Source organism: Mesorhizobium sp. B2-1-3A (assembly GCF_006442655.1).
GTDB lineage: Bacteria > Pseudomonadota > Alphaproteobacteria > Rhizobiales > Rhizobiaceae > Mesorhizobium.
In genome coordinates this window covers 747454-768269 of sequence record NZ_VFWK01000002.1, presented here as the reverse complement: position 1 = coordinate 768269, position 20816 = coordinate 747454, and the positions used below count along the sequence as shown (strand labels likewise).

The 20816-nt window shown below is 64.3% G+C and carries 17 protein-coding genes and 1 pseudogene; 9 read left to right on the top strand and 9 right to left on the bottom strand.

Features of this window, described 5'->3' with window-relative positions:
- Positions 1–12: 12 nt before the first annotated feature.
- Together FJ977_RS10230 and FJ977_RS10225 are read left to right on the top strand one after the other, a co-directional pair.
- Positions 13–1500, top strand: a complete 1488-nt coding sequence (locus FJ977_RS10230) for an aspartate aminotransferase family protein (protein WP_140770956.1) — start codon at positions 13–15, stop codon at positions 1498–1500.
- Positions 1501–1568: 68 nt separating this feature from the next.
- Complete coding sequence (locus tag FJ977_RS10225; protein WP_140770954.1) at positions 1569–1925, top strand: hypothetical protein; 357 nt, start codon at positions 1569–1571, stop codon at positions 1923–1925.
- Between the two features lie 12 nt (positions 1926–1937).
- On the opposite strand, the gene FJ977_RS10220 is transcribed toward FJ977_RS10225, so the two are convergent.
- Positions 1938–3455, bottom strand: a complete 1518-nt coding sequence (locus FJ977_RS10220; protein ID WP_181179738.1) for a winged helix-turn-helix domain-containing tetratricopeptide repeat protein — start codon at positions 3453–3455, stop codon at positions 1938–1940.
- A 227-nt stretch (positions 3456–3682) separates the two neighbouring features.
- On the opposite strand from FJ977_RS10220, the gene FJ977_RS10215 reads away from it, so the two are divergent.
- The 6 genes and pseudogenes from FJ977_RS10215 to FJ977_RS10190 all read left to right on the top strand — a co-directional run bounded on the left by FJ977_RS10215 (position 3683) and on the right by FJ977_RS10190 (position 10169).
- Positions 3683–3931, top strand: a complete 249-nt coding sequence (locus FJ977_RS10215) for a DUF1127 domain-containing protein (RefSeq protein ID WP_181179736.1) — start codon at positions 3683–3685, stop codon at positions 3929–3931.
- Between the two features lie 124 nt (positions 3932–4055).
- Complete coding sequence (locus tag FJ977_RS10210) at positions 4056–4427, top strand: hypothetical protein (protein ID WP_140770948.1); 372 nt, start codon at positions 4056–4058, stop codon at positions 4425–4427.
- Positions 4428–4548: 121 nt separating this feature from the next.
- Positions 4549–5175, top strand: coding sequence for a CDGSH iron-sulfur domain-containing protein (locus FJ977_RS10205; protein WP_140770946.1), 627 nt, complete (start codon positions 4549–4551; stop codon positions 5173–5175).
- A gap of 109 nt (positions 5176–5284) precedes the next feature.
- Positions 5285–5495, top strand: a pseudogene (locus tag FJ977_RS10200) (DUF559 domain-containing protein); the annotation flags it as partial.
- 124 nt (positions 5496–5619) lie between these two features.
- Positions 5620–7662 (top strand): hydantoinase/oxoprolinase family protein, encoded by a 2043-nt coding sequence (locus FJ977_RS10195; RefSeq protein ID WP_140770944.1) that lies wholly within the window; start codon positions 5620–5622, stop codon positions 7660–7662.
- 335 nt (positions 7663–7997) lie between these two features.
- Positions 7998–10169 carry a malate synthase G gene (locus FJ977_RS10190; RefSeq protein WP_140770943.1) on the top strand — a complete coding sequence of 724 codons (2172 nt, stop codon included), beginning with the start codon at positions 7998–8000 and terminating at the stop codon, positions 10167–10169.
- 68 nt (positions 10170–10237) lie between these two features.
- Here FJ977_RS10190 and FJ977_RS10185 read toward each other — a convergent pair whose 3' ends face one another.
- A complete protein-coding gene (locus tag FJ977_RS10185; protein ID WP_246682909.1) occupies positions 10238–10753 on the bottom strand; it encodes a GNAT family N-acetyltransferase in 516 nt (171 codons plus the stop codon).
- A gap of 186 nt (positions 10754–10939) precedes the next feature.
- Here FJ977_RS10185 and FJ977_RS10180 point away from each other — a divergent pair, with 186 nt between their 5' ends.
- Positions 10940–11593 (top strand): outer membrane protein, encoded by a 654-nt coding sequence (locus FJ977_RS10180; RefSeq protein ID WP_140770941.1) that lies wholly within the window; start codon positions 10940–10942, stop codon positions 11591–11593.
- A gap of 88 nt (positions 11594–11681) precedes the next feature.
- On the opposite strand, the gene efeO (FJ977_RS10175) is transcribed toward FJ977_RS10180, so the two are convergent.
- The 7 genes from efeO (FJ977_RS10175) to FJ977_RS10145 form a co-directional block, all read right to left on the bottom strand.
- Positions 11682–12497, bottom strand: coding sequence for an iron uptake system protein EfeO (gene efeO, locus FJ977_RS10175; RefSeq protein WP_140770939.1), 816 nt, complete (start codon positions 12495–12497; stop codon positions 11682–11684).
- A gap of 38 nt (positions 12498–12535) precedes the next feature.
- Positions 12536–13834 carry an iron uptake transporter deferrochelatase/peroxidase subunit gene (gene efeB, locus FJ977_RS10170; RefSeq protein WP_140770937.1) on the bottom strand — a complete coding sequence of 433 codons (1299 nt, stop codon included), beginning with the start codon at positions 13832–13834 and terminating at the stop codon, positions 12536–12538.
- Positions 13831–15006: an iron uptake system protein EfeO gene (efeO, locus tag FJ977_RS10165; RefSeq protein ID WP_140770935.1), complete on the bottom strand. Its 1176-nt coding sequence runs from the start codon at positions 15004–15006 to the stop codon at positions 13831–13833. The genes efeB and efeO (FJ977_RS10165) overlap by 4 nt, the downstream gene beginning before the upstream one ends.
- Positions 15003–15848, bottom strand: a complete 846-nt coding sequence (efeU, locus tag FJ977_RS10160; RefSeq protein ID WP_140770933.1) for an iron uptake transporter permease EfeU — start codon at positions 15846–15848, stop codon at positions 15003–15005. Before efeU ends, efeO (FJ977_RS10165) begins: the two co-directional genes overlap by 4 nt.
- Before the next feature lie 214 nt (positions 15849–16062).
- The gene (locus FJ977_RS10155) at positions 16063–17481 is read right to left on the bottom strand and encodes an aldehyde dehydrogenase family protein (RefSeq protein WP_140770931.1); all 1419 of its coding nucleotides are present in this window, start codon (positions 17479–17481) and stop codon (positions 16063–16065) included.
- A 330-nt stretch (positions 17482–17811) separates the two neighbouring features.
- Positions 17812–19344: a YifB family Mg chelatase-like AAA ATPase gene (locus FJ977_RS10150; protein WP_140770930.1), complete on the bottom strand. Its 1533-nt coding sequence runs from the start codon at positions 19342–19344 to the stop codon at positions 17812–17814.
- 250 nt (positions 19345–19594) lie between these two features.
- Positions 19595–20659 carry a glycosyltransferase gene (locus FJ977_RS10145; protein WP_140770928.1) on the bottom strand — a complete coding sequence of 355 codons (1065 nt, stop codon included), beginning with the start codon at positions 20657–20659 and terminating at the stop codon, positions 19595–19597.
- Positions 20660–20816: the final 157 nt, after the last annotated feature.

The following is a 20816-nucleotide window of genomic DNA, read 5'->3' as shown; positions in this document are numbered from 1 at the left end:
GGGAGCCCGGTCATGGATATCGCGCAGGAGACCCTTGGGCTGGTGGCCGAGGAAACGCTTGACCCCGCCGACTGGGCCTCTGTCCAGGCCCTGTCGCACCAGGTCATCGACGATGCCGTCGACTATCTGCGTGCTGTCAGGGACCGGCCGGCCTGGCGGGAAATGCCGGCGGATGTGAGAGAAGCCTTCGCGGCACCGTTGCCGCGCTCCCCCGCGCCGCTGGCCGCTGTCTATGGCGAGGTCTCGCGCACCGTGATGTCCTACCCGATGGGCAACGTCCATCCGCGTTTCTGGGCCTGGTATATGGGTTCGAGCAACTTCACCGGAGCGCTCGGCGACTTCCTGGCGGCAATCCAGGGCTCCAACCTCGGCGGCGGCAACCACGCCGCCGGGCTGATGGACGGCCAGGTGGTCAACTGGTGCAAACAGATGCTGGGCTTTCCCGCTTCCGCCTCCGGCACGCTGGTCAGTGGCGGCTCGATGGCCAACATCATCGGGCTGACGGTGGCGCGCAACACCAAGGCCGGCATCGACGTGCGCGAGCACGGCGTCGCCGCGATCGAAAAGCCGCTGCGCTTCTATGGTTCGGACCAGATCCACTCCTGCCATCGCAAGGCGATGGAAGCGCTTGGGCTCGGCAACCGGGCGCTGCGCCGGATCCCGACCGACGCCCGGTTGCGCATCGATATACCGGCCTTGCGAGCAGCGATATCGGAAGATCGTGCGGCGGGTTTCAGACCGGTCTGCGTCATCGGCAATGCCGGCACGGTCAACACCGGCGCGATCGACGATCTGCGGGCGTTGGCCAAACTCGCTCATGAGGAAGACCTGTGGTTTCATGTCGACGGCTGCATCGGTGCGCTGATTGCGATTGCGCCTGAGAACGCGCATCGCGTTGCCGGCATCGAATGGGCCGATTCGGTCGCGCTCGATCCGCACAAATGGCTGCACGCGCCATTCGAGGTCGGCTGCGCCCTGGTCAGGGACGCCGTCGCGCATCGCCGGACCTTCGCGGTGACGCCGGAATATCTGGAATCGATGCCGCGCGGTCTTGCCTCCGGCGAATGGCTGCACGACTACGGCCTGCAGACGTCGCGCGGCTTTCGCGCGCTCAAAGTGTGGATGGCGCTGAAGGAGCATGGCGTCGACAAATTCGGCCGCCTGATCGACCAGAACATCGCGCAGGCTCTCTATCTCGCCGAACGCATCGAGGCCGAGCCGCTGCTGGAGCTGGCGATACAGCCGACCATCAACATCGTCTGCTTCCGCTACCAGCCTGGCGTCACGGGTGAGGCGCTGAAGGCGCTCAACACCGAGATCATGTTGCGGCTGCAGGAACAGGGTATCGCCACCCTCTCCGACACCACGGTGCATGGCGAGCACTGGTTGCGCGTGGCGATCGCCAACCATCGCACAAGGCGCGACGACCTCGACCTTCTGGTCGGTGAGACGCTGCGGCTGGGCCGGGAGATCACGGCGCAGGGGCCTTCCGGGAAATAGTCAGAAAACGCGAGCGACAGGCACGGGCGGCCATGCGATTCTGCGGCAATGATTCGGGAGGCCAGACCGTGACGCTCTTTCGTATGGCCGTGCTCGTGGCGCTGGTCTTCACCAATTCAGCCAAAGCCGCCGACATGGCCTTCTTCGTCAAGAACCTGCACAGCCGCGCGGTTGCGGTCGAGCTGTTCAGCCGCGACCGCGAGACGGTCTGGCCGGGCAACGACAAGGTGTTCCTGATCGATCCGGGCTCGCAGAAATCGGTGCCGCTGTCCTGCAATCAGGGCGAGCGCATCTGCTATGGCGCCTGGGTCGACGGCAACGACCAGATCTCCGCCGGCGTCGGGCCGGACAACGATCAGCCTTGCGACAACTGCTGCTTCATCTGCGTGGAACACTCGACCGAGACGATCGATCTGGTGCCGTGATCGACCGGCACGTCAGTCCGGCAGCCCGGCTTTGCGGAAGCCGTCCACGAAATGCTCGAGCATCGCGGTGTCGCGGAAGGGCTCCGTCCAGACCCAGTGGCGGGTTGTGAAATGCGGGTTGCCGACGAGGAACAGCTCGACCTCGGCGCGCGCTTCGTCGAGCCGGCCGAGTTGGGCCAGGCTTGCCGCCAGGAAACGGCGTGAGCTCGTCCGATAGGTCTCGTCCCGGCGCAGCGTCTCGACGGCGGCCTCGTAGTCGCGTGCCGCATATTGCGCCTGGCCAAGGGTGAGATAGTACCAGCTTGCCGGAAACGGATTCAGCCGGAACGCCTTGCGGATCTGCTCGAGGCCTTCCTCGACCCGCCCGGCCAGTGTCGTGATGTCCGACAGTGTCGCCCAGGCGTCCGCCTCGTTCGGGTCGAGCTCGAACGCCCTGGCGAATTCGGCATCGGCCTCTTCGAAGCTGCGCTCATAGGCGAGCAGATTGCCGAGCACCCAGTGGCAGCCGGCATCGTTGGGGTCGATCGCCACGGCCTTGCGCGCCAGGTCCAGGGCAATGCGGCGGTTGGGTTCGACCGGCTCACCCCAATGCACCCATCCCATCCAGTGGTTCATGGCAAGCCAGCGATAGGCCTCGGCGTAGGCCGGATCGAGAGACACCGCGCGCGTCAGCATCAGATGCGCTTCCCGTGCCGACTGCGGCGAATCGTCGATCAGCTTGCGCGCCCGCACGCACAGATCGTAGGCCTCCAGGTTTGTGGGCCGGTTGCGTGCCGGTGGCGCGCGCAGCCTGCCGAGCAGCGCCTCCACGATCTTGGCCGTGGCCTCGTCCTGGACGGCAAAGATATCGTCCAGGCCGCGATCGAAGCGTTCCGCCCACAGATGCTCGCCGCTCAACGCGTCGACCAGCTGTGCGTTGATGCGCACGCGCCCCGCCGCGCGCCTCGCACTCCCTTCCAGAAGGTAGCGCACGCCAAGCTCCTCGGCGATCGCGCGCACGTCCATCGCCTTGCCCTTGTAGGCAAAGGTCGAGTTGCGCGCGATGACGAACAGCCCCGGGGCCCTGGACAGGTCGGTGATCAAATCTTCGGTCAACCCGTCGGCGAAGGCCTCCTGCTCGGGATCGTTGCCGAGGTTGACGAAAGGCAGCACCGCAATCGATGGTTTGTCGGGCAGCGGCAAGGGTTTTCGCTTCGCGCGGTCGAGCTGCTCGATGGCGCCCGTGAAGCGGTAGCCGACGCGCGGAACCGTCGATATCCATTCGCCGCCGTCGGCGGGCGGCCCGAGCAGTTTACGCAGCTGTGCGATCTGGACGGTGAGGTTGCCTTCCTCGACCGCCGTGCCCGGCCACGCCGCGTCCATCAATTCGGCTTTCTCCAGGATTTCGCCTGGCCGTCCGACGAGCGCCGCGAGCAGCTTCAGCCCGCGATAGCCGACGGCAACGGGATCGTCGTTCCGAAGCAGCGTTCCCGCACCCGGATCAAGCACGAACGGACCAAAGGCAAAGCGCGATCCCTGCATGGGGCGCATCTATAGAGCAATTCCGGGAAAAGCGTGAGGCGGTTTATCGGAAAACGCGCTGCGCTTTCCCCGGGGAATGGCGCCAAAACAAAGGGTTAGAGCCATTTGGAACTTTTGAGAACTATTTGGCGGGCTTTAATTACGGCGCCGTCCGTATCCTGCAGAATTCAACCTCTTTCAGTTCGAGGGTGCCCATTCTCAAACCGTTTGGGCCCCCAAGCCACATGGAGGTTGCCATGACCAATAGCTTTGCATCGGCCCCGCATCAGGCCGTACGGCGGGGAACCACCGCCGGGCCGGCGCCGCGTCGTCGCTATGGCCTTGTCACTCTGCGAAACACCATCGCGGCCTGGCGCGAACGGACACGCTATCGCTGGGACCTCAAGCGAATCTCGGAGGTCAATCCGCATCTGATCGATGATATCGGCCTGACCAGGCGACAGGTCGAGGATGAGATCGCCAAGCTGCCGTTCTGGCAGCGATAGGCGAAGTCTTGAGATCCGGCGTCGGATTAAGTCAGGAATTGTCACCATCATCCCTTTAGCGCCCGCCCGCGTCATGGCATAACCCCGATCGGCCGTCAGGGCCGATTCTTCATCGGGGGTTTCCATGTCTTTCACGTCCGCGCGCCGGCTTGCCGCCGCGTTTTCGCTTGCTGTCCTGTTTGCACCGTCCGCCCATGCCGGCGACGTCACCTTTGCCATCAAGAATAGCCATCCCAACGCCATGCGCATCGAGCTATACAGCCAGGATCGGGACTATGTCTGGCCGGGCGATGGCAAGGACTTCTATCTCGACGACGGCGAGACCAAGTCATTGCCGATCTCCTGCAATGAGGGCGAATCGATCTGCTACGGCGCCTGGGTCGATGGCGACGAAGGCACCTACTGGGGCGTCGGCCCCGGCAACAAGGAAAAATGCGAGGATTGCTGCTACACCTGCAGCGGCGGCGAGACCGAGGAGATCAATCTCGTCCCCTGACCGGTTTGCCAGCTTGACGGTTTTCCTGTTGGCGCCCTAGCCTGCGCCGAGACGATCACCCCGAGCACGCCGCGCGGCTTCCTTTGAAACGCGGCGTGCTCCAGGCAACAGGAGCACCGCGATGGCCGGCATGGTCGAGAGCGACAAAATCGACGTCGGATTTTCCGGCAAGCGCTGCATCCATTCGCGCAATTGCGTGCTCGGCGACCCGCATGTCTTCGTGCCCAATGCGCCGGGGCAGTGGATCCACCCAGAGGCGGCCAGCGTCGAAAAGATTGTTGCACTGGCCGAAAATTGCCCATCGGGCGCCATCACCTACATCAGGAAGGATGGCGGCCCGCAGGAGCAGCCGCCGGTGGTCAACACCGTGCGCGTCCGTGAGAACGGCCCGCTGGCCGTGCACGCCGAAATCGTCCTGGGCGACGAGACCTTCCATCGCGCCACGCTCTGCCGTTGTGGCGCCTCGCAGAACAAGCCGTTCTGCGACAACAGCCACATCAAGGCCGGCTTCACCGCCACCGGCGAGCCGCCGTTAAAGGAAGCGCCGGCACTCGAAGCGCGCAATGGCCCGCTCAATGTCACCCCGACGAAAAACGGCCCGCTCAAGCTCGAGGGCAATCTCGAGATCGTCACCGGCACCGGCCATACGATCGATCGCACGACGGTCGCTTTCCTGTGCCGCTGCGGCCACTCGGCCAACAAGCCGTTTTGCGACGGGTCGCACAAGAAGGTTGGATTTGTGGGGTAGTTTGACGCTGCGGCCGACGCAGCCAATCTCCCCCCTCGTGGGGGAGATGTCCGGCAGGACAGAGGGGGGCGCCGTAGGGCACCAACTTCAATAGCCACCGAGCGCAACAATGCCCCACACACCGTTGCCTCCGAGACATCGCGCAGACGCCAGATCGATGCGCAAGGTCATGACATCAGCCGAGTTGAAGCTCTGGAACGAGCTTCGCGCGCATCGGCTGATGGGGCTTGGCTTCCGCCGACAATTTCCGGTCGCCGGTTACATTGTCGACTTCGCTTGCCCGGAGAAGAAACTTGTCAGTCGACGGTTCCCAGCATGCCTGCCGGCGATCTCCCCCACGAAGGGGGAGATCGAACTCCTCCCGTGGCCCAGCGCTCGCGGCTTTATCGACCGCTCCGTATCGGCTAATGGGCGGGGGCAGATAAATCGGACCGCCATCAAAAAATGACCGCCAAGACCAAGCCAAAACCCCTGTTCCTCGGCATCGACACCGGCGGCACCTATACCGATGCCGTGCTGTGGTCTGAAACCGAAGGTCCGCAGCAGGGGCCGAACAAGGGCAAGGTGCTGGCCAAGGCCAAGTCACTGACCACCAGGCACGATCTGGCCGTCGGCATTTCCGGTGCCGTCGACGCGGTGCTCGAAAAGGCCGGCACCAATCCGGCTGACATCAAGCTGGTCTCGATGTCGACGACGCTCGCCACCAATGCGCTGGTCGAGGGCCAGGGCGGCCGCGTCGCGCTGGTCATGATCGGCTTCTCCGAGGCCGATCTTGCCCGTGACGGGCTGAAGACGGCGCTCGGCACCGATCCGGTGGTGTTTTGCCCGGGCGGCCACGATGTCCACGGCAATGCCGCCAAGCTCGACCTGTCCGGACTTGAGGCCGCCTTGCCGGAGCTCGGCGCCTCGGTGTCGGGCTTTGCCGTCTGCGCCTATTTCGCCACCCGCAATCCGGCGCACGAGATTGCCGCCCGCGAACTGATCCGCGAGAAAACCGGCCTGCCGGTCACGGCAAGCCACGAACTGTCGGCCAAGCTCGGCGGCCCGCGCCGGGCGCTGACGACCCTGCTCAACGCCAGGCTGATCTCGATGATCGACCGCTTGGTGGCGGCGACCGAAGGCTTTCTCACGGAGCGCAACATCGCCGCCCCGCTGATGGTGGTGCGCGGTGACGGCGCGCTGGTCTCGGCGGCGTTCGCCCGCCAGCGGCCGATCGAGACCATTCTCTCCGGCCCCGCCGCCAGCCTGGTCGGTGCCCGCCACATGACCGGGCTCGACAATGCCATGGTGTCCGACATTGGCGGCACCACCACCGACGTCGCCGTGCTCGACAACGGCCGGCCGCGGCTCGATCCGGAAGGCGCCACCGTCGGCGGCTTCCGCACCATGGTCGAGGCCGTCGCCATGCGCACTTTCGGTCTGGGCGGCGATTCCGAAGTGGCGCTGGAGGATGGCGCGCTCAACCCGAAAATCCTGCTTGGGCCGCGCCGCCTGGTGCCTTTGGCGCTGGCCGGCATGGCGCATGGCGAGGCGGTGACGTCAGAGCTCGAGCGTCAGCTGCGCGCGCCCAACACCGGCCGCATGGACGGCCGCTTCGCGGTTCGCACCGGCGTGCCGGACAGGCTCGCCGCCGGGCTGACCGCCCCGGAAGCGCGGCTCTACGAGGCGATCGGCGCGACCCCGCTCGCCCTCGACCGGCTGCTGACGTCGAATGCCCAGAACGCCACCTTGAACCGGCTGGTCTCGCGCGGGCTGGTGCATATTTGCGGCTTCACCCCGTCGGATGCGGCGCATGTGCTTGGCAAGCAGGCCAACTGGGATGCCGCCACCGCCCGCCTTGGCGCCGACCTGTTCGCCCGCAAGCGCGACGGCCGTGGCCAGCCTATAGCGGCGTCACCGGAGGTGATCTCGGAGCGGGTGCTGGTGACGCTGACGCGCTGGTCGGCCGAATACATCCTTGAAACCGCTTTCGCCGAGGACGGGCTCGATGGCGCCGCGACCGTGGCGCACGCGCTGGTGCAGCGCGCCGTCGACGCCCATCCCGGTATCGCTCGGCTGAGTGTCGCGCTCGACCGCCCCGTCATCGGCCTCGGCGCCTCGGCGCCGCTGCACTATGCCGGCCTGGCGCCGCTGGTCGGCAATGACTGCGTGGTGCCGGAAGACACCGATGTCGCCAACGCGCTCGGCGCCGTCGTCGGCCAGGTCAGGGTCTCGGCCGAAGCGCGGGTCAGCCAGCCAAAGGAAGGGCTGTTCAGGCTTGCCTCGGGTGAGACGGTGCGCGATTTCCTCGACGAGGCGGCGGCGATCGCGGCGGCCGAGGCCGATGTGCGGGCGATTGTCGCCGAGCGCGCCCGGGACGCCGGTACCGACAACGCCGAGATCGACGTGGCGACCGAGTTCCGTGTTTCGACGGTCGAAGCCCAGCGCATGTTCATCGAGGCGCATGTGGTGGCGGTGGCCTCGGGACGGCCAAGGATCGCGGTGTAGATGCAGGTGAGGCCGACCTGCAAATGGCGGCGTCCTGCGCTTCCGGCGCTCACGTACCCAAAAGTACGCTCCGCTCCGGTTCTCGGACGCCACCATTTTCGGCTCGGCCTGACCTGAATCCCGCGCCTTCGTCATCCTAGGGCGGAGGAGGAGCGAAGCGACGTCGCGGAGACCCTAGGATCCATGCCGTGACGTTGGACGTAGAATGCACGGTTCAGAGTAACGCTCGGTACTTCGAACGGGGCCAAAATGCCCCACCTTCACCCTAAGCTGAATTGACCCGGCAAACTCAACATGCCAAACGCCCCGCAAAGCCTTTCATCTGGAGTAGCCTGATGACCGATCGCGTCGAGATCGCCGGATTGCGGATTGCCCGCGAGCTGCATGATTTTGTGGCTGGCGAGGCCTTGCCCGGCACCGGCATCGCCGCCGATGCGTTCTGGAACGGCCTTTCGGCCATCGTCCACGATCTCGCTCCGAAGAACCGGTCGCTTCTGGCAAAACGCGACGCCATGCAGGAAAAGCTCGACGGCTGGTATCGCGACAATGGCGCGCCCGTCGACATGGACGTCTACAGGGCCTTCTTGAAGGACATAGGCTATCTCCTCCCCGAGGGCACGGCCTTCAGCGTGTCGACGGAGAATGTCGACCCGGAAATCGCTGTCGTCGCCGGGCCGCAGCTGGTCGTGCCGGTGATGAATGCGCGCTATGCGCTCAATGCCGCCAATGCGCGCTGGGGCTCGCTCTACGACGCGCTCTACGGCACCGATGCCATTCCCGAGACGGGCGGCGCGGAAAAAGGCAAGGGCTTCAATCCGGCGCGTGGCGCCAGGGTCATTGCCTGGGCCAAGGATTTTCTCGACCAGTCGGTGCCGCTCACCTCGGGCAAATGGGCAGGCGTCAACGGGCTGTCGGTGGCCAATGGCGCGCTGAAGCTCGGCGCCGGCGCCGGCGGCACCACGCTGGCCGATCCCAAGCAATTCGTCGGTTATCGTGGCGATGCCGCCAATCCCGATGCCGTGCTGCTGGTGAAAAACGGGCTGCACATCGAGATCGTGATCGACCGCGCCAACCAGATCGGCCGCACCGATCCGGCGGGCATCGCCGACGTCATCCTGGAATCGGCGCTGACCACCATCCAGGACTGCGAGGATTCGGTCGCGGCGGTGGATGCCGAGGACAAGGTCGTCGTCTACCGCAACTGGCTTGGCCTGATGAAGGGCGATCTCGCCGAGGAGATCACCAAGGGCGGCAAGAGTTTTGTCCGCAAGCTCAATCCCGACCGCGCCTACACCGCGCCCGCCGGCGGCCAGCTCACCGTGCCCGGCCGCTCGCTGATGCTGGTCAGGAATGTCGGCCACCTGATGACCAATCCGGCGATCCTGGACCGCGACGGCAACGAGGTGCCGGAAGGCATTATGGACGCCGCGCTGACGGCGCTGATCGCGCTGCACGATGTCGGACCGAACGGCCGCCGCGCCAACTCCCGCGCCGGCTCGATGTACGTCGTCAAGCCCAAGATGCACGGGCCGGAAGAGGTCGCCTTCGCCGTCGAGATCTTCGACCGCGTCGAAGCGCTGCTCGGCATGGCGAAAAACACCATCAAGATGGGCATCATGGACGAGGAGCGGCGCACCACCGTCAACCTCAAGGAAGCGATCCGCGCCGCAAAAGAACGCGTCGTGTTCATCAACACCGGCTTCCTCGACCGCACCGGCGACGAAATCCACACCTCGATGGAAGCCGGGCCGATGATCCGCAAGGGCGACATGAAGCAGGCCGCCTGGATTTCCGCCTACGAGGCCTGGAATGTAGACACCGGGCTCGAATGCGGGCTGGCCGGCCATGCCCAGATCGGCAAGGGCATGTGGGCGATGCCGGACCTGATGGCGGCCATGCTGGAACAGAAGATCGCCCATCCCAGGGCCGGCGCCAACACCGCCTGGGTTCCGTCGCCGACGGCGGCGACGCTGCATGCGACCCACTACCACAAGGTCGACGTGCATGCCGTACAGGCGGCGCTGAAGAGCCGCCCGAAGGCGAAGCTCGACGACATCCTTTCGGTGCCGGTGGCGGTGCGGCCGAACTGGACTCCCGACGAGATCCAGCGCGAGCTCGACAACAACGCGCAAGGCATTCTGGGCTATGTCGTGCGCTGGATCGACCAGGGCGTCGGCTGCTCGAAAGTGCCCGACATCAACGATGTCGGCCTGATGGAAGACCGCGCCACGCTGCGCATCTCCTCGCAGCACATCGCCAACTGGCTGCGCCACAAGGTGTGTTCGGAAATCCAGGTGCGCGATTCCCTGCAGCGCATGGCGGCCATCGTCGACCGCCAGAACGTCGGCGATCCGCTCTACCGGCCGATGGCGCCGGATTTCGACACCTCGATCGCCTTCCAGGCCGCCTGCGACCTGGTGTTCAAGGGAACGAGCCAGCCGAATGGCTACACCGAGCCGGTGCTGCACGCGCGGCGGCTGGAGCTGAAGGCGAAGGCGACGGCCTGAATAAAAGGTCCAGAAGAGATTACGCACTGGCCGAGCACGGGCGGAAGCGCCAGCGTTCCTCATCCCCTTTATGAGGATCGGATCGCGAGCGACATGAAGACGTCGGTATGCCTGACATGCTCGGGGGTTTCGCGAAAGGGCGGGCAAGACCTGAAGCCGAACGACTCGTACACGGCGACCGCACTCGTCATGTAGAACGTCGTGTGGATCAGCACTGTCCGGCTCCTGCCCTTCCTGATCTCCGCCAGCGCGGCCCCCATCAGGGCACGGCCAATCCCCTTTCCGCGAAACGATTCATCGACAAAGAACCTATGAACCTCCGCCGTCTCGTCGTCGAACCGGTCGAAGGCGAGGCAACCCGCCGGCTGGTTCTCCGATCGCGCGATGAACGCCATGGCATCCGGCGCGCCGAACTTCGCCGCCAATCCGCCGCCGCTCGTTTCGGGATGGAAAATCGTCATTACGTCTTCTGCCGAGACACCGTAAGGCTGCACCGCTTCGGCATCCCATAGCGCAAGCTTGCGGCAAAGCCCGGCCATTGTCTCGAAGTCCTCGGTACCGCGCGCCGGCAAAATCGAAATCATCCCAACCCCCCGGTGAGTGCATCATCGTGAGACTACGCGACCCGTCAGGCGCTGGCCTCACGAGTGCAGCGTATTGGCAATCACTAATTTAGTCAGAAGAGTGGCCATATTTGATACAGCTTTCCGGGAATTTTAGCGTACATTTACCATGATAGTGGTGACGACAACTCGGCTTGGGGGCGATCCATGCGACTTGTTTTAGGTTTCCTGCTTGCAGGCATGACCATCACTGGGGCCAAAGCAGCAGACATTGTTCAACCGGTGGCTGCCATGGATATCCCATATTCATGGACCGGCTTCTATGTCGGTGCAAATGCCGGCGGCGCCTTCGGCAAAGTCGACGGAGATTACACCGGCATTCTCGGGTCGGCTGACATCGGGAATTTCACCGGTGGCGGTTTGGTCGGCGTCAACTATCAGTACGGTCAGTGGGTTCTCGGTGTTGAAGGCGACATCAACTACTTGGGATTCAAGAAAGAATTTTCGCCGGGCGTCGATGGTGGCGGCCTCGGCGCTGAAGCGAGACTGGATGCCTTCGGAACGATCCGAGGCCGCGTCGGCTACGCCTTTGATCGCTGGCTTCCTTATGTCACAGCCGGCGTTGCGATGGGCAATGTGAAAATTGATGAGCATGTCTTCGCGGCGGCCGAGAGCAAGTTCCAGACCGGATATGCGGTCGGCGGCGGTGCTGAATATGCCTTCAACAACAATTGGACCGTCCGTGCGGAATATCTTTACGTCGACCTTGGCAAGAAGGATTTCGGGTTTGACCCGTTCGCGTCCTATGAGGTGAAGACGAATTTCAGCGTCGTTCGCGCTGCCGTTGCCTACAAATTCTGACTCCCGGCCACGCGAAGCCGGCGCTTGATGTCCGCACGACCGGACGGTGGGCCGCGATCGATTTCGATCCGCGGCCCCGCGCGAGCCCTCAGTTCAATCCCAGCGTCCCCCGCAGCTTGGACAAATCCTCGGCCAGCGACGTCACCGGGCCGGCCAGCGCCTTGCGATCGGCGTCCGACAGCTTGTCGTAGGTCTCGAAACCATCTGACGTCTTGTACTTGGCCAGGATGGCGTCGACGGTGGCGAAATTGTCGTCGACGGTCTTGATCAAGGTGGGGTTTTCCTTCTCGACCAGCGGATGCACCAGGGCAACGATCTTCTGGGCGCCGTCGATATTGGCCTGGAAATCCCACAGATCGGTGTGGCTGTAACGGTCTTCCTCGCCTGAAATCTTGCTGGACGCCACCTCCTCGAGCAGCCCGGCCGCCCCGTCGATGGCCTTTTCCGGCGGCACGGTGAGGCCGGCGACGCGCTTCTGCAGGTCCAGCACATCGGCGTCGAGTTTTTCGGCCAGCGGACCGAGGCCATCCGTGGTGTCCTGGCTGAACAGGCCGTATTCGATGCGGTGGAAGCCGTAGAAGTCCGCCGACTTTTCCTTCTGCTCATGGTCGTCGGCGCGCGAATCGATGGTGCCATCGAGGTCGGAGAACAGTTCGGCAATCGGCTCGATGGTCTCGTAGTTGACGCGGGCCGGCGCATAAAGTGCCTTGGCCTTGGCGAGGTCGCCTGATTTGACCGCGTCGGTAAACACCTTGGTGCTGGTCACCAGCGTCTCGATCTTGCCCTGGACGTAGAGCTTGTAGTCGGCGATCGGTTGGACGAGATCGAGCGGCGAGACGGCGGCGTGCGCCGGCGCGAGGCCGGTCAGCAGCGCGATTGCGGAGGCGGCAAGCAGGGTTCTCATCGGATATATCCTCTCATGGTGCGAAGCGGGTTTGGGGTTCAGGCATGCGTCGAAGCGGCCATTTCGAGCAGTGACCGGCCGAGATAATCCTGATCGTCCTGCACGCCCGGCAGGACGAAGAAATAGCCGCCACCAAAGGGTTTGATGTATTCCTCGAGTGCCTCGCCGTTGAGGCGGGTCTGCACGGCGACAAAACCCTGTTCGAGGTCGGCCTGGTAGCAGATGAACAGCAGGCCCATATCCATCTGGTTGGATTTGCTGACGCCGTTCGAATAGTTGAAGGGCCGGCGCAGGATCAGGTGTTTCCGCGCTTCGGCGTCGCGCGGATTGGCAAGCCGGATATGCGCGTCGAGCGGTGTGGTCTTGCCCTGGGGGTCGCTGGCGAAGTGAGGAACATCGGCCTCGCTCGTCCCGCCTTCCAGCGGCGCGCCGCTGGCCTTCTGGCGGCCGATGATCGTCTGCTGCTCCCGCAGCGGCGTGCGGTCCCAGCGCTCGACGAAATTTCTGATGAGGCGCACCACCTGGTAGGAGCCGCCCGAAGTCCAGGCCGGCTCCCCGCTGCCCGGCTGCACCCAGACGATCCGCTTCATCAGCTCGTCGTCGGTGGAATCCGGATTGGCCGAACCATCGCGGAAACCGAGGAAGTTGCGGGCGCTTTGCTGGGGCTTTCCAGGATTCGCCGGCCGCATCGGCACCGACCCTTCCTGCTTCCAGCGCAGGAGCAATGTGTCAGGCGTATTCTTCACGATATCGCGCAGCGCATGGATATTGGTGTCCGGCGTGTTCGATGAGAACTGCAGCAACAGGTCGCCGTGGCAGAACTCTTCCTGCAGGGCGTCGTTGGAGAAGGAGGTCATCCGGACGAGATGCCTCGGTTTCAGCGCGCGCAGGCCGAAACGATCGTCGAAGATCGACGCGCCGAGCGAGGTGGTGATCGTCAGATTGTCCGGCGTCACCACGGGACCGAGGATGCCGGAATCGGCGGCGGGAAACTTCGGGTCGAGCACGGGCGGCGTTCCGCCCGCCATCAGGAAGGCCGTGCGCTCGGTCAGCGTGCGCAGCAGCCGCAGCAGTCCGGCGCGGTTCTGGGCAAGCACGTCGAACGAGGCAACGAGGCCGGCCGCGGGCCGCGGCGTCACGATGCCCGGCTGGTGCTCGCCATGGAAGGGCTGCCGCTGGTCGATCGTGTCGCTCTCCGGCGCATTGGTCACGCTGCCGGCGCTGGCCGCCACGGCGGCCTGCGGGGCGAGCGCCCCGGCGACCGCGCCGATCAGCACGGACCGGCGCGAGGGCGAGAAGGCCGCGTTCGGTTTGTCTGGTTTTCCCCCGGCTGTCATTGGCTCAGGTCCATGGTTTCGCGCAATTGTGTGAGGTCGCCGGCGAGCACGGTTGCCGCCTTGCCGAGTTCGGCCTTGGCGGGATCGGACAGCGCGTCGGAGGCTCCGGCGCGGCGCACCGCGATCATGTCCCCCAGCACGGTGAAATCCTTGTCGAGCGACGTCACGATCTCGGGCGCGCTCCTGGCCGCGATCGGATGCAGAAGGTCGAATACCTTGCGCACGCCCGTCACCGCCGCCTCGAAGGAGGTGAGGTCGCCATGGGCGTACGGGCTGTCGCCGAAGTCGGGACCTGGAGCGGCAAGCCGCTCGAGGATCGCAACCGAACCGCTGACCATGCTTTCGGGCATGATGCGCAGATCGTGGATGCGCGTCTTCAGCTGCGCCGCGTCGCTCGCGAGCTTGTCGGCGACCGGAGCGAGGCCGTCCGTGCCGCCCTGGCTGAACAGCCCGTATTCGAGGCGATGCAGGCCGCCGAAATCCGGATCGGCCTCACGTTGGCCGAAAGTATCGGCGCGCGCGTCGATGGCCGCGTCGAGGTCCGAAAACAGCGGCGACACCGGCGCGAGATGCACATAGGCGATCTCGGCCGGCGGATAGAGCGTCCTTGCCGCCGCCAGATCGCCGGATTTGACCGCGTTGGCGAAGGTGCCGGCCGCCTGGACGAAGGCATCGGTCTCGGTCGCCAGGAACACCTTGTATTCGGCGAGCGCGCCGATATAGGCGGCAAGATCAGGTTTCTGTGCCGCGCCGGCATTGGCGGCCGGCAGAACGTGCAGCCTGCCGCGCGGGTTTGAGAGCAGGCCGCAGGTGATGGCGTAATCACCGGGCTCGAGCCGCGTCGCCAAGGTCTGGGCGAAGCCCGGCGCGATGTTCTCGCGCTCTTCCAGCACCATCACGCCGTCGAGGATTTCCCACTCAACGGCGCGGTCGGAGCGGTTTTCGATCTGGAACACATGACGACCAGCGGTGACGCTCAGCTCGTTGGGCTCGCAGGATTTTCCGGTGATCGCCACCGAGGTCGCCGATGCCGCGAGATGGCGTCCTTTCTGCGCGACCCGTGTCGCATAGGTGAAGGCGGCGGCAGCCGCGACCAGCAGCATGAGGGAAAGCGCTAGGCCGATGCGGACCGCCGTGCGCGGCAATACGGGGGATTGCGGCGTCGCGGTCATGTCGCCGGCCGCCGTTGCTTGGAGGCCGTTGCCGATTGCAGACCCGCCCGGTCGGCCAGGAAGAGCCACAGCGACGGCAAGAGGAAGCCGAGATAGACGGCGATCTCGCTGACCGTTGGCGCGTCGATATAGCCGAAAATGCCTGAAAGCACCGAGCCCAGCGGGCTGTCCATAGGCAGCACGCCGCTGACGTCGAAGACGATCGTCTGCCCATGGTTCCACAGGCCGGCCTCATGCAGCGCGTTGACCGAATTGGCGAGCAGGCCGGCGGCGACGATCAGGATGAAGGCGCCGGTCCAGCGGAAGAAGCGCCTGAGGTTGAGCCGCACGCTGCCGGCATAGATGCCGTAGCCGACAGCCGCCGCCAGCAGCACGCCGGCAAGTGCCGCCAGCGGCGCAAGACTGTTTTCCTGCTGGAAGGCGGCGAGCAGGAAGAACACCGACTCGACACCTTCACGCGCCACGGCCAGAAAGACCATGGCGATCAGGCCGAAGCCTTTGCGCGATGGCGTCTCGAAGGCCGCGTCGATGGAATTGTGCAGCTCCGCCTTGATCGAACGGGCCGCCTTGCGCATCCAGAACACCATCGAGGTCAGCACGCAGACCGCGACCAGCCCGATGACGGCCTCGAACAGTTCCTGCGCCTTCTGCGGAAACTCGACGCTGGCGAATTGCAGGATGGCGCCGACCCCGAGCGAGAAGGCGAGCGCCAGGAAGATACCGATCCACACCACCGGCATCCAGGCGCCACGGCCGGTGCGCTTGAGATAGCTGGCGATGATGCCGACGATGAGCGCGGCCTCGACGCCCTCGCGGAACATGATCAGGAACGGTACCAGCATTGTCTGTCCAGCCACGCCGACGAGGAGGCCCTTGGGAGGCTGCATCCGCAGAAGTTGACGCTTTCCAGGAGGAACCGAAAACTTGTGCAGAGCGGTCAGCTTTTATTCTCGACCGCCGCGGCGGCACAAGGGAGGTGCGATCACATCAGCGAGAAGTGGACGTGATCGCGGCGCACGGATGGGAGGGATCTTGATTGCGCCCGCAGGGGCGTGGTCAGGCCGACTGGTTTATCAACCTCGCCTGCGCGTAGCCTTCCAACGTGTCGTCATGCCCGGCACCGCCAATGATATCGCCGAGCGGCGTCGAGAGGGCCCGATTGTCACGCTGATTGAAAAACAGGAAGTCGCTGGCGACATCGCGTCTGATGTTGCCGGTCGTGGTCTTCGACGTCGTATGGGCATGCAGTGCCATGGGGCGAAGACGGCTCACCCCTTCAATTGCGGTCTCATATCGATCGAAACGGCTTATCACTACGATCGGCCCGAAGGGCTCGACATCCATCGAGCCCGCTTCCGGTGTTCCTTGCGTCAAGGCGGTAGGCCAGAAGAAATATCCGAAATTGCCCATCCGATGCCCTCCGGCCACCACGACGGCCGACCGTGCCTGAGCATTGGAGATCGCGGCCTCCATGGTCCTGATGCGATGTTCGCCCGTCAGGGGCCCCATCTCGATACCGTCCTGAAATCCGTTTCCGACCTGGATACGTTTCATAGCCTCGATGAAATCGTCGAGGAAACGTCCGTGGACGGAGTCCTGCACCAGGATATGCGTGGGGGCGAAACGCGATTGCCCCGCATTCCGGAACTTCGCCTTGCAAAGCAAATTCACCGCGAGACCGATATCGGCATCGTCGAAGACGATCGCTGGCGCCTGTCCGCTGAGCTCCAATACCAGTCGCTTCCCGTGGGTGCCTGCCAAATCCGCCAATCGCGCACCGAGCGAGGCAGGGCCGCTAAATGAGCCCCGCTCGATGGCGGGATGTGTGACCAGGTATGGTGCGACTTTCGCTTGCGGGCCGTAAACCAGATTCAGCACGCCGGCAGGCAGACCGGCGTCCGCGAAAGCAGTGACCAAGGCGGCGCAACTGGCCGGGGCCGCGTCCGGCCCCGCCAGGACCACCGAGCGGCCGCAGGCTAGGGCGGCCGATACCTTGCGCGCGGCCTGCCCGAGGGGAAAGCTCCACGCCACGAACGCCGCCAAGGGTCCGATCGGTTCGGCCTGCGCGAAGGTCTCCGTTCTCGGGCGCGTCGCCGTCGCCGCCGCGCCGTTGCGGGTCTCATTTGCGAACCAGTCGATCAGGGCGGCGGCCGCGGCGGCTTCGGCGCGTGCCTCGGCGAGCGGCTTTCCCTGCTCCATTGTCATCGACCGTGCGATGGGCTCGATGCGTCGGCGCAACAGCTCGGCTGTCCGTGTCAGCGTCTGGTACCGTTCGAGAGCGCTCGTCCGTTGCCATATGGACAACCCGTGCTCCGCGCTGGCGACAGCATCATCGAGGTCTCCCACGCCGGCCGTGGCGAAGGTGCCGATGCGAGCCTCGGTGGCCGGATCTACGACAGGAAGGCTCGGCGAGTGCCCTGACCGCCAGCGACCGTTGATGTAGAGCAGCGTGTTGGCATTGGTATGGATCGTCACATCTTCCCCCCGGCGCCCACTGTCGAAGAGGCGAGCACCGGCTGGCCGTCTTCGTCATGGCTTTGGTGCCCCAGACGAGGCATCCACAGCGGCCTCACCGCCATGGGCGAACGATGCTACCCATTCTTTTCGCTAGTTTTTCTGCACTATTGAATCTTGTTTCCGGATTGTTTCGTGAGGTCGGGCCGGCGGAACGGGTGCGACCTCGTCAAGGCTCTCGACCGGCGCAGGCGGCCGTTGGCCGCTTGGCGGGAACGGGATGCTCTCGCTTGGGGAAGCGTCGCATTCCGGCAACCATGCTGGTAGTCACCGGCTTCAAGAGGAACGATACTACGCCGCCTGCGCCACCCGCTCCGAGCTCATGCGATAGGAGATCGCCTCGGCCAGGTGGATGCGGCCGACGGTCTCGCTGGCGTCGAGATCGGCCAGCGTGCGCGCCACTTTCAGCACCCGGTGATAGGCCCTTGCCGAAAAGGCGAGTTTCTCGCTGGCGTCCCTGAGCAGCGACAGGCCGGCGGCGTCGGGCATGGCGATGTCTTCGATGACGGCCGGCGCGCAATGGGCGTTGGTGGTGGCGCTGGTCACGCCGAGCCGCTCGAAACGCTCGCGCTGGATGCTGCGCGCACGGGCGACGCGCAGCGCCACGGAAGCGCTCTTCTCCGCCCGGTCGGGCCTTATCAGGTCGCTGGCTGAGACCGCGGGAACTTCGATCCTGAGATCGATACGATCGAGCAGCGGGCCGGAAATGCGGGCCTGGTAGTCGGTGCGGCAGCGCTCGCCGCGCAGGCAGCGATAGCCCGGCTCACCGGCCATGCCGCAGCGGCACGGGTTCATCGCCGCCACCAGTTGGATGCGCGCCGGATAGGTGACGCGGTGGTTGGCGCGCGCGATCATGCAGTCGCCGGTCTCCAGCGGCTGGCGCAGCGCGTCGAGGGTCTGCGGCGTGAATTCGGGGAATTCGTCGAGGAACAGCACGCCGTGATGCGCCAGCGACACTTCGCCCGGCCGTGCGCGCAACCCGCCGCCGACCATCGCCGCCATCGAGGCCGAGTGATGCGGCGCGCGGAACGGCCGCCGGTCGGTCAGCTTGCCTTCGCCGAGCTCGCCCGCCACCGAGGCGATCATCGAGACTTCCAGCAACTCCTTCGGCGCCAACGGTGGCAGGATCGACGGCAGCCGCTGCGCCAGCATCGATTTGCCCGATCCAGGCGGGCCAACCATCAAGAGATTGTGGCCGCCGGCGGCCGCCACTTCCAGCGCCCGCTTGGCCGTCTCCTGGCCCTTGATGTCGGCGAGGTCGGGCAGGTCGCGCGCCGAGGCGTGGATGCCGGCCTCCGGCCGCGACAGCACCTGCGTGCCGCGGAAATGATTGGCGATGGCGATCAGGCTGCGCGGCGCCAATATGTCGAAATCGGCGCCGGCCCAGGCTGCTTCCGGTCCGCAGGCGAACGGGCAGATCAGGCCCTTGCCTTCGGCATTGGCGCCGATCGCCGCCGGCAAGGCACCGGCGACGGCGGCAATCGTACCGTCGAGCGAGAGTTCGCCGAGCACGACATAGCCGGCCAGCATGTCGCCCGGAATGGCGCCAAGGGCTGCCATCAGGCCGAGCGCGATCGGCAAATCGTAGTGGCTGCCTTCCTTGGGCAGGTCGGCCGGCGCCAGGTTGACCGTCACCTTCTTCGACGGCATCGACAGGCCGGAGGCGTGCAGGGCCGCCTGCACCCGCTCGCGGCTTTCGGCCACCGCCTTGTCGGGCAGGCCGACGATCTGAATGCCGACCTTGCCGGGCGCGATCATCACCTGCACGTCGACCGGCACGGCCTCGATGCCCTGGAAAGCGACCGTGCGAACCCGCGCCACCATTTTCCCTGCCCCCAGATACGGCCACAACCCAACCGATTGGCCAAGAATGGCCCTTCGGGAAGACAACCACACTTCCTTGATCAAATCAAGAACATTACAGGAACACGGAAGCGTACTGGTTGCAATCAGGTTGTATCCGGCTGCAAAAGCGGAACATGGTTAATACGAAATGAAAACGGGCTGCTTCCGCTTGCTCTCAACCGCGTTGAGAGGGCGACCAGTTCCTCAGGCAATCCGAGGCTGTTGCCGTCTACGCGGTGACGAAGGCATCGACCGCACCGGAAAGGGATCGATCGATTGCGATCTGCGGTGGAAGCCACTCCATGACAGGGTATCGGAAAGGCCAAGGCATGGCGATCCGGTGCAAGGAGCCGCTTTCCAGAAAAATCTCATTTACAAGGTCTATGAACCGCTCGCGGTCTCGTTCAACTCGTTTCAAAGTTTGCGAACGAATATAAGCCCGGGGGATTCGTCGCTCTTTCAGCGCCAAGACAGCCTCCGCGATGGATCGAGGATCGGGTGGAACTGTAAGCGAATACTCGTCATCCAGATAAAGGTCTCGGCCGCCAAGGTTCGGCGTGGTGACCACAGGAAGCCCCGCGAGAAGATATTCCGTGCTGGCGAACATTGGTCCCTCCACTTCAGAGAGACAAAGTCCCACGGCTGCACGATTTAGATGCGTGTTCACGTGAGCTGATGTCAATCGGACAGGCTTGCCGGTGCCGTCAAACGCGTTGATAAAGACGTGATGCGGCGCGAGTTCCCTGTGCCGATCTATTCGTGCTCTCTCCGATTCCTTCGTAGAGGACTCGCTTGAATCTCGATAAAACACAAATGCGCAACGCGGTATGCCAAGAGACAAGTCATGGCGCTTCCACGGAGCCAGTTGCGCATTGTAGATTGCATCAAACTCTACAGGGACGTCATCGAGAGGCCTGAATATGTATTCGGAGGTTGTTGAAGTCTTGTTGTGCAGGACGGCGGCCTCGCCGGACTGATTCAACAGATCAGCCTCGGCTTGCGTGTTGGACAGGAAGATTAGCGAGTGACGGGGGTTCCTAAGTCTATGCAGAACGGCATAGGTGCGGATGGTTTTGACGCTAGAACTGTTTTCGATGGACCAGGTTGGCGAGATGAGAAACCAGGCACGGTGGCCGCGTGGAAGAAGAGGCATATGACTTGCTAATCCGAGGGGCGTACCGGACATTCCCGAATAGGATATGAACGGATCGTCCGACAGCAAACTTGCCTGAAGAGCAGGTTGCGATTTCGCAGAAGGGTGCCCTTTTCTGAGGTTGCGGCCATGACGCAGCATAGCTCTGACAATCTCGAATCTGGTAGGAGGGCGATACCCGTGCTTTAGAGTCAACATGCGGCAATTGCGATCATGAGTACGGAAGACGGCAGAGAGAAATTTCGCAAAGAAAGCATCGCCATCTGATCGACTGAGTATCTCAGCGATCAAATTTGGT